The organism is Streptomyces xylophagus, assembly GCF_000716435.1.
GTDB classification, from domain to species: Bacteria; Actinomycetota; Actinomycetes; order Streptomycetales; family Streptomycetaceae; genus Streptomyces; species Streptomyces xylophagus.
In genome coordinates this window covers 101,700-113,969 of sequence record NZ_JNWO01000011.1, presented here as the reverse complement: position 1 = coordinate 113,969, position 12,270 = coordinate 101,700, and the positions used below count along the sequence as shown (strand labels likewise).

The window sequence follows — 12,270 nt, the reverse complement described above, 5'->3', positions numbered from 1 at the left end:
ATGACAGCACTCGACCTCAGCAGCCCCGTTGCCGTCGTCGGCACCGGCACCATGGGTCAGGGCATCGCCCAGGTCGCGCTGACCGCGGGCCATGTCGTACGGCTGTACGACGCCGTCCCGGGGCGGGCCCGGGAAGCGACCGACGCGATCGGCGCCCGGCTCGACCGGCTCGTCGAGAAGGACCGGCTCACCGCCGCCGACCGGGACGCCGCGCGCGCCCGTCTGCTGCCCGCCGAGGCTCTGACCGACCTCGCGGACTGCACTCTCGTCGTCGAGGCCGTCCTGGAGCGGCTGGACGTCAAACAGCAGCTGATGCGCGACCTGGAGGACATCGTCGGCGAGGACTGTCTGCTCGCCACCAACACCTCGTCCCTGTCGGTGACGGCCATCGGCGGCGCCCTGCGCAACCCCGGCCGCTTCGTCGGCCTGCACTTCTTCAACCCGGCACCCCTGATGCCGCTCGTCGAGGTCGTCTCCGGGTTCGCCACCGACGTCACGTCGGCCACGCGCGCGTACGAGATGTCCCGCGCCTGGGGCAAGACCCCGGTCGCCTGCGCCGACACCCCCGGCTTCATCGTCAACCGCATCGCCCGGCCCTTCTACGCCGAGGCCTTCGCGGTCTATGAGGCACAGGCCGCCGACCCGGCCACCATCGACGCCGTCCTGCGGGAGTCCGGCGGCTTCAAGATGGGCGCATTCGAACTGACCGACCTCATCGGGCAGGACGTCAACGAGTCCGTCACGCACTCCGTGTGGCAGGCCTTCTTCCAGGACGTGCGCTTCACGCCCTCGCTGGCCCAGCGCCGCCTGGTCGAGTCGGGCCGCCTCGGCCGCAAGACCGGACACGGCTGGTACGACCACGGGGACGACGCCGAGCAGCCCGAGCCGCACACCGCGGAACCCGCCCAGGCGCCCGCCTACGTCGTCGTGGAGGGCGACCTGGGCCCCGCCGCCGACATGGTCGCGCTGATCCGCGAGGCGGGCATCGTCGTCCGCGAGGAGGAAGAGGACCACGGCACCCGGATGGTGCTGCCCGGCGGCGGCCAGCTGGCGCTCGCCGACGGACAGACCTCCGTCGAGTTCCGGGACGTCGTCTACTTCGACCTGGCCCTCGACTACCGCAGGGCCGGCCGTATCGCCCTGTCCGCCTCCCAGGACACCGCCTCACAGACCCTCACCGAGGCGATCGGCCTCTTCCAGGCGCTCGGCAAGAACGTCAGCGTCGTGGGGGACGCCCCCGGGATGATCGTCGCCCGCACGGTGGCCCGGATCGTCGACCTGGCGCACGACGCCGTCGCCAAGGGCGTCGCCACCGAGGAGGACATCGACACCGCGATGCGCCTGGGTGTCAACTACCCTCTGGGTCCGTTCGAATGGAGCCGCAAGCTCGGCCGCAGCTGGGCCTACGACCTCCTGGACGACCTGCACCTGCGTGAACCGTCGGGACGGTACGCGCCGTCCCTCGCGCTCTACCGCCACGCGTATGCCACCGAGAAGCGGGAGGGCACCCCATGACCACCGCCAAGCGCGACACGTACACCCCGGAGACCCTGCTCTCCGTCGCCGTCCAGGTCTTCATCGAGCGCGGCTACGACGGCACCTCCATGGAGCACCTCGCCAAGGCGGCCGGTATCTCCAAGTCGTCGATCTACCACCACGTCACCGGCAAGGAGGAGCTGCTGCGCCGCGCCGTCAGCCGGGCCCTGGACGGTCTCTTCGGGATCCTCGACGAGGAGCACGCACGCGTGGGGCGCGCTGTGGAGCGGCTCGAGTACGTCGTGCGGCGGATGGTCGAGGTGCTGACCTCCGAGCTGCCGTACGTGACGCTGCTGCTGCGGGTGCGCGGCAACACCGACGCCGAGCGGTGGGCCCTGGAGCGGCGCCGCGACTTCGACCACCGGGTGGCCGACCTGCTGAAGGCCGCGGCGGCCGACGGCGATGTGCGCGGTGACGTGGAGGTACGGCTCGCGACCCGGCTCGTCTTCGGGATGATCAACTCCATCGTGGAGTGGTACCGGCCCGACGGGCGGGGCGTGGGCGAGCGCGAAGTGACCGACGCGGTGGCCCAGTTGGTCTTCTCCGGGCTGCGCAACCAGGCCCAGTAGGTCAGCTCTGGGGCTCCAGGTCCTCCTCCTCGAACACCAGCAGCGTGCGCGAGCTGAGCACCTCGGGGATCGCCTGGAGCCGGGTGAGCACCAGCTCGCGCAGCGCCCGGTTGTCCGGCGTGTGCACCAGCAGCAGGACGTCGAAGTCGCCGCCCACCAGCGCGATGTGCGAGGCCCCGGGGAGCAGTCGCAGCTGCTCGCGGACCGTGCGCCAGGAGTTCTGCACGATCTTCAGGGTGATGTACGCCGACGTGCCCTGACCCGCGCGTTCATGGTCGACCCGGGCACCGAAGCCGCGGATCACGCCGTCCTCGATGAGCCGGTTGATACGCGCGTAGGCGTTGGCGCGCGAGACATGCACGCGTTCGGCGACCGACCTTATCGACGCGCGGCCGTCCGCCTGCAGCATCTGCAGGATGTCCTGATCAATGGCGTCGAGCGGACGCGGGGCCGGCAGAGCGCTGCCCGCGTCCGGGCCTTCGGCCATTTGTTCAGGTGCCATGTCCCCCCGCCTCCCTACCATGGACGTACTGCGTTCATTTCAGGTTGTGGAGAACCGTTTGTCCACAGCCTGGAGGTGCCTGTAGCCAAAATGTGCCGACGACCGAACAATCGGTAGGGAGGCGCCGCACGTCCGACGCGCCTCTTCGAGCCACTCCCCCGAGGAGGTGCCGTCATGACGGTCATGGAGCAGCGGGGCGCGTACCGGCCCACACCGCCGCCCGCCTGGCAGCCGCGCACGGACCCCGCGCCGCTGCTGCCCGACGCCGCGCCGTACCGCGTCCTCGGCACCGAGGCCGCCGCGCACGCCGACCCCGAGCTGCTGCGCCGGCTGTACGCCGAGCTGGTGCGCGGCCGCCGGTACAACGCGCAGGCCACCGCCCTCACCAAGCAGGGCCGGCTCGCCGTGTACCCCTCCACCACCGGCCAGGAGGCCTGCGAGGTCGCCGCCGCGCTGGTCCTCCAGGAGCAGGACTGGCTCTTCCCCAGCTACCGCGACACGCTCGCCGCCGTCGCCCGCGGCCTCGACCCCGTGCAGGCCCTCACCCTGCTGCGCGGCGACTGGCACACCGGCTACGACCCGCGCGAGCACCGCATCGCCCCCCTGTGCACCCCCCTCGCCACCCAACTCCCGCACGCCGTCGGCCTCGCCCACGCGGCCCGCCTCAAGGGCGACGACGTGGTCGCCCTCGCCATGGTCGGCGACGGCGGCACCAGCGAGGGCGACTTCCACGAGGCGCTGAACTTCGCCGCCGTCTGGCAGGCCCCGGTCGTCTTCCTCGTCCAGAACAACGGCTTCGCGATCTCCGTCCCCCTCGCCAAGCAGACCGCCGCCCCCTCCCTGGCCCACAAGGCCGTCGGCTACGGCATGCCCGGCCGCCTGGTCGACGGCAACGACGCGGTCGCCGTGCACGAGGTCCTCGCCGACGCCGTACGGCACGCGCGCGAGGGCGGCGGTCCCACGCTCGTCGAGGCCATCACGTACCGCATCGAGGCCCACACCAACGCCGACGACGCGACCCGCTACCGCGTCGACACCGAGGTCGAGGCCTGGCGCGCGCACGACCCGATCGCCCTCCTGGAGCACGAGCTGACCGAGCGCGGGCTCATCGACGAGGACGGCATCAAGGCCGCACGCGACGCCGCCGACACCATGGCGGCCGAACTGCGCGCCCACATGAACCAGGACCCGGTCCTCGACCCCATGGACCTGTTCGCCGACGTGTACGCCGACCCCACCCCCCAACTGCGCGAGCAGGAAGCCCAGTTGCGGGCGGAGCTGGCGGCGGAACAGGAAGGGGGACACTGATGACCACCGTCGCCCTCAAGCCCGCCACCATGGCGCAGGCCCTCACGCGCGCGTTGCGCGACGCCATGGCCGCCGACCCCACCGTGCACGTCATGGGCGAGGACGTTGGCACCCTCGGCGGAGTCTTCCGGGTCACCGACGGCCTCGCCAAGGAGTTCGGGGAGGACCGCTGCACCGACACCCCGCTCGCCGAGGCGGGCATCCTCGGCACGGCCGTCGGCATGGCGATGTACGGCCTGCGCCCGGTCGTGGAGATGCAGTTCGACGCCTTCGCCTACCCGGCGTTCGAGCAACTGATCAGCCACGTCTCCCGCATGCGCAACCGCACGCGCGGCGCCATGCCCCTGCCGATCACCATCCGCGTCCCCTACGGCGGCGGCATCGGCGGCGTCGAGCACCACAGCGACTCCTCCGAGGCGTACTACATGGCGACCCCGGGACTCCACGTCGTCACCCCCGCGACGGTCGCCGACTCCTACGGCCTGCTGCGCGCCGCCATCGCCTCCGACGACCCGGTCGTCTTCCTGGAGCCCAAGCGCCTGTACTGGTCCAAGGACACCTGGAACCCCGACGAGCCCTCACCCGTTGAACCGATAGGCCGCGCAGTGGTCCGCCGCCCGGGCAGCAGCGCGACACTCATCACCTACGGCCCCTCCCTCCCCGTCTGCCTCGAAGCCGCCGAGGCGGCCCGGTCCGAGGGCTGGGACCTCGAAGTCGTCGACCTGCGCTCCCTGGTGCCGTTCGACGACGAGACGGTGTGCGCGTCGGTACGGCGGACCGGCCGCGCCCTCGTCGTCCACGAGTCGGGCGGCTACGGCGGCCCGGGCGGCGAGATCGCGGCCCGCGTCACGGAGCGCTGCTTCCACCACCTGGAGGCGCCGGTGCTGCGCGTCGCCGGGTTCGACATCCCGTACCCCCCGCCGATGCTGGAGCGGCACCACCTGCCCGGCGTCGACCGGATCCTGGACGCCGTGGGCCGGCTCCAGTGGGAGGCCGAGAACTGATGGCACAAGTACTGGAGTTCAAGCTCCCCGACCTCGGCGAGGGCCTGACCGAGGCGGAGATCGTGCGCTGGCTGGTCGAGGTCGGCGACGTCGTCGCCATCGACCAGCCGGTCGTCGAGGTCGAGACGGCCAAGGCGATGGTCGAGGTGCCTTGTCCGTACGGCGGTGTCGTCACGGCCCGCTATGGCGAGGAGGGCACCGAACTGCCCGTCGGCGCCCCGCTGTTGACGGTCGCGGTGGGGGCACCGGCCGCTGACACCGACGCGGAGACCGAGGGCTCGGGGAACGTGCTGGTGGGCTACGGCACCGGGGCGCCTCCCGCGCGGCGGCGGAGAGTCCGGCGGATGGCAGCGGATGTCGTGACGTCGGTGGCGGACGCCCCCGCCCTCGCCCCCACCCCCGAGACCGGCGGTCGCGGGGACGGACCCGTACCCGTGATCTCGCCTCTCGTGCGACGGCTCGCGCGCGAGAACGGCCTGGAACTGCGGGAGTTGACGGGTTCCGGGCGGGACGGGCTGATCCTGCGGGCGGATGTCGAGAAGGCGCTGCGGGCTGTGGCGGCCCAGGAGGCGATCGCACAGGAAGCGACTCTCCTTCCGCCAGCCACGGTCCCTGCCCCAGTGGCCACCTCGGACGGGGTGACGCGCACCCCTCTGCGCGGCATCCGAGGGGCCGTGGCCGACAAGCTCTCCCGCAGTCGCCGGGAGATCCCCGACGCGACCTGCTGGGTGGACGCCGACGCGACGGAGCTGATGCGCACCCGCGCGGCCATGAACGCCGCCGGTGGCCCCAAGATCTCCGTACTGGCACTCCTCGCCAGGATCTGCACGGCCGCGCTGGCCCGGTTCCCCGAGCTCAACTCCAGTGTGGACATGGAGGCGAGGGAGATCGTCCGCTTCGACCGGGTCCACCTCGGCTTCGCCGCGCAGACCGAGCGCGGGCTCGTCGTGCCCGTCGTACGGGATGCGCACGCGCGCAACACGGAGGCGCTGAGCGCGGAGTTCGCGCGGCTGACCGAGACGGCTCGGACCGGGACGCTGACGCCGGGGGACCTCACCGGCGGGACCTTCACGCTCAACAACTACGGGGTGTTCGGCGTCGACGGTTCCACGCCGATCATCAACCACCCCGAGGCGGCCATGCTCGGCGTCGGCCGTATCGTCCCCAAACCGTGGGTGCACGAGGGCGAGTTGGCGGTGCGCCAGGTCGTCCAGCTCTCGCTCACCTTCGACCACCGGGTGTGCGACGGCGGCACTGCGGGCGGTTTCCTGCGGTATGTGGCGGACTGCGTCGAACAGCCGGCGGTGCTGCTGCGCAACCTGTGATCACGGCGGCGCGCGCAAGTTCCCTGTGATCAGGGCGGGACGCATACTCGGGGGGTGACCGCGTACGAGCACCCCGACGCCGCACCCGCAGTCGCCTACGACGCCGTCGTGCTCGCCGGTGGTGCCGCCCGGCGGCTCGGTGGTGCCGACAAGCCCGGTCTGCGGGTGGGTGGCAGGGCTTTGCTCGACCGGGTGCTCACCGCCTGCGCCGACGCCGGGACCACGGTCGTGGTGGCCGACCCTCGTCCCACCGCCCGGCCGGTGCGCTGGGCCCGCGAGGACCCGCCCGGCGCGGGCCCGGTCGCCGCACTCGACGCCGGCCTGCGCCACACCACCGCCGACGCCGTCGTGGTCCTCTCCGCCGACCTGCCGTTCCTCGAACCGGCAACCGTACGGCGGCTGTTGACCGCCCTGCGGACCAGCGGCACCGAAGGGGCACTGCTCACCGACGCCGACGGGCGAGACCAGCCGCTCGTCGCCGCGTACCGGGCACCGGCACTCCGCCGGGAGCTGACCGCACTCACTTCAGAGCACGGCAGCCTCGCCGGGCTGCCCCTGCGGCGGCTGACCGCCGCGCTCGATCTCACTCGCGTCCCCGACCCCGTCGCGTCCTTCGACTGCGACACCTGGGACGACCTCGCCACCGCCAGGGCACGCATCAGGGAGCATGGGCACGTGTTGGATGAATGGATTTCCGCAGTCAAGGACGAACTGGGCATCGACCTGGACGTCGACACCGGCATCCTGCTCGACCTCGCCCGCGACGCCGCCCACGGAGTGGCCAGGCCCGCCGCACCGCTGACCACCTTCCTGGTCGGTTACGCGGCGGCGCAGGGCAAGGGCGGCCCGGAGGCCGTCGCCGAGGCGGCCCGCAAAGCGGCGGCCCTCGCGCTGCGCTGGGCGGACGAGGACACCCCCGAGGCCAGGCCCGACGCGAAACCCGGGGCCACGTCCGACGCCACGTCGCAGACCTCGTCGGACACCCCGGGTCCGGACGCCGCCGGATGACCGCGCGCGGCACGCACACGCACACCGGCGAGCACGCCCGGGACGCCGAGGACCTCGACGTCGAGGAGGTACTCGCCCTCGTGAACGAAGGCAGCACCGGCGACCCCGCCGTGCCCTCCCCCTCGACCTCGGCTGCACCGCAGGGCACGCCTCAGCCCCCCGGCACTCCCCGCAAGCCGGACACCGACCAGCACAGGGCCACCTCCTGGTCCGAGGCCCGTGCCATTGCCGGACGCGCCGCCCGCTCCGGTGGCCACCGCGCCCCCGTCTCCGTGACCCTCGACTCCGCGCTCGGCCTGGTCCTGGCCGCGCCGCTCGTCGCCCTGAGCGACCTGCCCTCGTTCGACACCTCCGCGATGGACGGCTGGGCGGTCGCGGGGCCCGGCCCCTGGGCCGTACGCGAGGACCGGGTGCTCGCCGGACACGCGCAGCCCGAGCCGCTCAGCGACGGCGAGGCCGTACGGATCGCGACCGGTGCCCGGGTCCCCGCCGACGCCACCGCCGTCATCCGCAGCGAACACGGCCGCACCGACGACAAGGGCCGTCTCCACGCGGCCCGGGACGTCGGACACGGTCAGGACATCCGCCCCCGTGGGCAGGAGTGCCGCAGCGGCGACCATCTGCTGCCCGGCGGCACGCTGGTGACCCCCGCGGTGCTGGGCCTCGCCGCGGCCGCCGGATACGACACGCTCACCGTCGTACCCCGCCCCCGGGTCGAAGTCCTCGTCCTGGGCGACGAGTTGCTCACCGAAGGGCTGCCCCGCGACGGGTTCATCCGGGACGCGCTCGGTCCGATGCTGCCGTCCTGGCTGCGCGCGCTCGGCGCCGAGGTCATCGCGGTCCGCAGGCTCGGCGACGACGCGAAGGCGCTGCACAAGGCCATCACGGCCAGCACCGCCGACGTCATCGTCACCACCGGCGGCACCGCCTCAGGCCCTGTCGACCACGTCCACCCCACCCTGCGCGGCATCGGCGCCGAACTCCTCGTGGACAGCGTCAAGGTCCGCCCCGGCCACCCCATGCTGCTGGCCCGCATCAAGGACGACCAGCACCTCGTCGGCCTGCCCGGCAACCCGCTGGCCGCGATCTCCGGCCTGCTCACCCTCGCCGAACCACTGCTGCGGACCCTGTCGGCACACCCCGCCCCGGAGCCGTACGCGCTGCCCCTCCAGGACGCGGTGCACGGGCACCCGTACGACACCCGGCTCATCCCCGCCGTCCTGCGTGGCGACTGTGCCGTACCGCTGCACTACAACGGCCCGGCCATGCTGCGCGGGATCGCGGCGGCCGACGCGCTCGCTGTCGTACCGCCGGGTGGTGCGCGGCAGGGACAGCAGGCGGAGCTCATCGATCTGCCCTGGGCGGTCGCCGGGATCGGGGTGTGTTTCACGTGAAACAATCGGGCCATGATGCGATCGCCCGCCAGGCGGACGAACATCTCGTGACCCATCGGGTGAAACTCCCGAAGAAAGTGGTCGAGCACCCCTTCCAGCAGGTCGCCAGACGGCTGTCCGTCGCCCTGCTCCTGCTCGTCGCGACCGCGCTGATCGTCTATGCCGACCACGAGGGCTACAACGACAACTCGGACGGCTCGGTCGACTTCCTCGACGCGCTGTACTACGCCACGGTCACTCTCTCGACCACCGGCTACGGGGACATCACCCCGGTCAGCGACAGCGCCCGGCTCACCAACATCCTTGTCGTCACGCCGCTGCGCGTGCTGTTCTTGATCGTCCTCGTCGGCACCACCCTCGAAGTCCTCACCGAACGCACGCGGGAGGAATGGCGTCTCAACCGCTGGAGGTCCGCGTTGCGGGATCACACCGTCGTCATCGGCTTCGGTACGAAGGGGCGGTCCGCGATCCAGACCGTGTGCGCGACGGGGCTGAAGAAGGAACAGGTCGTCGTGGTCGACCCCAGTGCGAAGGCGATCGAGGCGGCGAGCAGCGACGGGTACGTCGGAGTCGTCGGGGACGCCACCCGCAGCGAGGTCCTGAAGCGTGCCGAGGTGCACAAGGCGCGGCAGATCATCATCGCGACACAGCGCGACGACACGGCCGTGCTGGTGACTCTCACGGCCCGGCAGCTCAACCGCGGCGCGAAGATCGTGGCCGCGGTCCGCGAGGAGGAGAACGCGCCGCTGCTCAAGCAGTCCGGCGCCGACGCTGTGATCACCAGCGCCAGCGCGGCCGGCCGCCTGCTCGGCCTGTCCGTGCTCAGCCCCGCCGCCGGCATGGTCATGGAAGACCTCATCCAGCAGGGCAGCGGGCTCGACATGACCGAGCGGCCCGTCATAAAGGCCGAGGTGGGCAAGACACCGCGCGAGACGGACGACCTGGTGGTGAGTGTCGTACGCGGGCACCGGGTGCTCGGCTACGACGACCCGGCCATCGGGACGCTTCAGCTGACGGACCGGCTGATCACCATCGTGCGGGTCTCGCCGGGCTCGCAGGTAGCGCCGGACACCCGGCCGTTGCCGGAGTGACCCGCCCTCGACCATTGCCGCGGTGACACACCTCGGCGGTCGGCCGCAGGGCAGGGAGTAGCGTCGGCCTCATGCATGCGATCACGATTTCCGAACCTGGTGGGCCCGAGGCGCTGGTGTGGGGCGAGGTCCCGGATCCGGTGGCCGGCGAGGGCGAGGTACTGGTCGAGGCGGTGGCCAGCGCCGTCAACCGGGCCGACATCATGCAACGCCAGGGCTTCTACAACCCACCGCCCGGCGCCTCCTCCTACCCCGGCCTCGAATGCTCCGGCCGGATCACCGAGATCGGCCCCGGGGTGTCCGGCTGGTCGGTCGGCGACGAGGTGTGCGCGCTGCTCGCGGGCGGCGGTTACGCCGAGAAGGTCGCCGTTCCGGCCGGGCAGCTGCTTCCCGTGCCCGCCGGTATCGATCTGAAGCAGGCCGCGGCGCTGCCCGAGGTGGTCTGCACGGTCTGGTCGAACGTCTTCATGGTCGCGCACCTCCGCCCCGCCGAGACCCTGCTCGTGCACGGTGGTTCCAGTGGCATCGGCACCATGGCGATCCAGCTCGCCAAGGCCGTCGGCGCGAAGGTCGCCGTCACGGCCGGCACCAAGGAGAAGCTCGACTACTGCGCCGAGCTGGGCGCCGACATCCTCATCAACTACCGCGAGCAGGACTTCGTCGCCGAGATCGCGCAGGCCACCGGCGGTGCGGGTGCCGACGTCATCCTCGACAACATGGGTGCCAAATACCTGGACCGCAACGTCCAGGCGCTCGCCGTCAACGGGCGGCTCGCGATCATCGGGTTGCAGGGCGGCACCAAGGGCGAGCTGAACATCGGCGCCCTCCTCCACAAGCGGGCCGCGATCAGCGCGACCTCGCTGCGGGCCCGTCCGCTCGGCGAGAAGGCGGCCATCGTCGCCGCCGTACGCGAGCATGTGTGGCCGCTGATCGAGGCCGGACACGTCCGGCCGGTCGTCGACCGGGAGCTGTCGATGAGCGAGGCCGGGACCGCGCACCAGGTGCTGGAGGACAGCGGGCACATCGGCAAGGTGCTGCTCGTCGCGCCGTAGGCCCCGGACCGGCCGCCGTAGGGCGGCCCGGCCGGCGGCTAGCTGCGTCGCACGCGGAGGCCGATGAAGGCGAGGCCCAGGCCGAGCCCGATCAGGATCAGGCCGCTGCCCAGCGGCAGGATCCGCAGCACGGGCTCGGCGGTGCCCTCGGCGCGGGCGACGGTCCGGTGCACGGGCTGGAGCGGCGGCGAGGACGGCACGAGCCCCGCCACCTGGGGCGAGGCGGAGTCGGCGGCTGCGGGACTCGCCGAGCTGCCGCCGTCGTCGCCTTCGTCCGCACCCGGCTCGGCGGTGTCCTCGCCGTTGCCCCCGCTTTCGTCCCGGTCCTCGTCCGCGGTCGGCTCCGCGCTGCGCCCCGGCCGTTCCCGTCCTTCGCCCGCCCGGCTTCCGGCCCTGGACGGATCGGCCGAGGCGGGCGCGGGGGCGAGGACATCGCCGGGGCCGGGTGCGTGGGCGGGCGGATGCGGACGGGGAGGTGCGGGGAGACGGCTGCTACCGGGGCGGGGGCTGGAGTCGGGCGCGGAAGCTGCCGTGGCGCCGACACCCCGGAGGGCACGCCCAGCCGTAGCGCCGACACCCCCAGCCGAGTCACCCCTGACGGCGACGACCGCTGAAGCGCCCCGCACCTCCCCGCCGTACGCGAGGGCATCTCCGCACGGCCCCACGACCGTGCCCGTGCCCAGAACGAGCAGTAGTCCGGTCGCCCGCAGTGAGGGCGATGTGCGCAGCCATGGAGTCACGTCCGTGACCCCCTCCCGAGCCGAGGCGGCAAGATCGACGGAACAAGCGTCACATCGGCCGCTCTTTCCGGCATTCCGGGTTCGGCCAGGCGGGAACGGTGGATCACGCTTGGAGGGGGGCACCAGGGTGGTGAGGTGTACGGGTGCGAGAGAATGGCCGCATGGAGATGCCGAGGAACGAAAGGTCACCGGAGAAGCCTCAGATCCTGGTCGTGGGCCAGGACGGGATGGCGCTCGGTGGGACCGGGGACGAGGACTCCCGCGAGATCCCGGTGACGGAGATGGTGGAACAGCCCGCCAAGGTCATGCGGATCGGCAGCATGATCAAGCAGCTCCTCGAGGAGGTGCGTGCGGCTCCCCTCGACGAGGCGAGCCGGGTGCGGCTCAAGGAGATCCACGCCAGTTCGGTGAAGGAGCTGGAGGACGGTCTGGCGCCGGAGCTGGTCGAGGAGCTGGAGCGGCTCTCGCTGCCGTTCACCGACGAGGCGATTCCCAGCGACGCGGAACTGCGGATCGCGCAGGCCCAGTTGGTGGGGTGGCTGGAGGGTCTGTTCCACGGGATCCAGACCACGCTGTTCGCCCAGCAGATGGCCGCGCGGGCACAGTTGGAGCAGATGCGCCGGGCGTTGCCGCCGGGCGTGGGCGACGGCGGTGAGGAAGGGCAGCCGGGCGGCGGCCGCGTGGGCGGACCGTACCTGTAGACACCTGGCCCGTACCTGTAGACACCCCTACACGATCGAA

Annotated in this window: 12 protein-coding genes; 10 read left to right on the top strand and 2 right to left on the bottom strand. The window is 72.2% G+C overall.

Translation table 11 applies throughout. The features are described from left to right. Both OO70_RS25315 and OO70_RS25310 read left to right on the top strand, forming a co-directional pair. Positions 1-1,515 (top strand): 3-hydroxyacyl-CoA dehydrogenase, encoded by a 1,515-nt coding sequence (locus OO70_RS25315; RefSeq protein WP_043675903.1) that lies wholly within the window; start codon positions 1-3, stop codon positions 1,513-1,515. After that, a complete protein-coding gene (locus tag OO70_RS25310; RefSeq protein ID WP_043675900.1) occupies positions 1,512-2,105 on the top strand; it encodes a TetR/AcrR family transcriptional regulator in 594 nt (197 codons plus the stop codon). The genes OO70_RS25315 and OO70_RS25310 overlap by 4 nt, the downstream gene beginning before the upstream one ends. A 1-nt stretch (position 2,106) precedes the next feature. Here OO70_RS25310 and OO70_RS25305 read toward each other — a convergent pair whose 3' ends face one another. Beyond that, positions 2,107-2,607: an Lrp/AsnC family transcriptional regulator gene (locus OO70_RS25305; RefSeq protein WP_407702827.1), complete on the bottom strand. Its 501-nt coding sequence runs from the start codon at positions 2,605-2,607 to the stop codon at positions 2,107-2,109. A gap of 174 nt (positions 2,608-2,781) precedes the next feature. On the opposite strand from OO70_RS25305, the gene pdhA reads away from it, so the two are divergent. The 7 genes from pdhA to OO70_RS25270 all read left to right on the top strand — a co-directional run bounded on the left by pdhA (position 2,782) and on the right by OO70_RS25270 (position 10,789). Next, on the top strand, positions 2,782-3,915 hold the full coding sequence (pdhA, locus tag OO70_RS25300; RefSeq protein WP_043675894.1) for a pyruvate dehydrogenase (acetyl-transferring) E1 component subunit alpha: 1,134 nt from the start codon (positions 2,782-2,784) through the stop codon (positions 3,913-3,915). Beyond that, entirely contained in the window at positions 3,915-4,919 is a 1,005-nt protein-coding gene (locus tag OO70_RS25295; protein ID WP_043675892.1) for an alpha-ketoacid dehydrogenase subunit beta, read from the top strand. Before pdhA ends, OO70_RS25295 begins: the two co-directional genes overlap by 1 nt. After that, the gene (locus tag OO70_RS25290; protein WP_043675891.1) at positions 4,919-6,244 is read left to right on the top strand and encodes a dihydrolipoamide acetyltransferase family protein; all 1,326 of its coding nucleotides are present in this window, start codon (positions 4,919-4,921) and stop codon (positions 6,242-6,244) included. Before OO70_RS25295 ends, OO70_RS25290 begins: the two co-directional genes overlap by 1 nt. Before the next feature lie 54 nt (positions 6,245-6,298). Further along, positions 6,299-7,252 carry an NTP transferase domain-containing protein gene (locus OO70_RS25285; RefSeq protein ID WP_043675889.1) on the top strand — a complete coding sequence of 318 codons (954 nt, stop codon included), beginning with the start codon at positions 6,299-6,301 and terminating at the stop codon, positions 7,250-7,252. Further along, on the top strand, positions 7,249-8,646 hold the full coding sequence (locus OO70_RS25280) for a molybdopterin molybdotransferase MoeA (RefSeq protein WP_043675886.1): 1,398 nt from the start codon (positions 7,249-7,251) through the stop codon (positions 8,644-8,646). The genes OO70_RS25285 and OO70_RS25280 overlap by 4 nt, the downstream gene beginning before the upstream one ends. Beyond that, positions 8,643-9,737 carry a potassium channel family protein gene (locus OO70_RS25275; protein ID WP_043675883.1) on the top strand — a complete coding sequence of 365 codons (1,095 nt, stop codon included), beginning with the start codon at positions 8,643-8,645 and terminating at the stop codon, positions 9,735-9,737. The genes OO70_RS25280 and OO70_RS25275 overlap by 4 nt, the downstream gene beginning before the upstream one ends. Before the next feature lie 71 nt (positions 9,738-9,808). After that, positions 9,809-10,789, top strand: coding sequence for an NAD(P)H-quinone oxidoreductase (locus OO70_RS25270; RefSeq protein WP_043675880.1), 981 nt, complete (start codon positions 9,809-9,811; stop codon positions 10,787-10,789). A gap of 38 nt (positions 10,790-10,827) precedes the next feature. Here OO70_RS25270 and OO70_RS54705 read toward each other — a convergent pair whose 3' ends face one another. Beyond that, positions 10,828-11,529: a hypothetical protein gene (locus OO70_RS54705; protein WP_158711513.1), complete on the bottom strand. Its 702-nt coding sequence runs from the start codon at positions 11,527-11,529 to the stop codon at positions 10,828-10,830. Positions 11,530-11,690: 161 nt separating this feature from the next. On the opposite strand from OO70_RS54705, the gene OO70_RS25265 reads away from it, so the two are divergent. Then, positions 11,691-12,230, top strand: coding sequence for a bacterial proteasome activator family protein (locus tag OO70_RS25265; RefSeq protein ID WP_043675877.1), 540 nt, complete (start codon positions 11,691-11,693; stop codon positions 12,228-12,230). Positions 12,231-12,270: the final 40 nt, after the last annotated feature.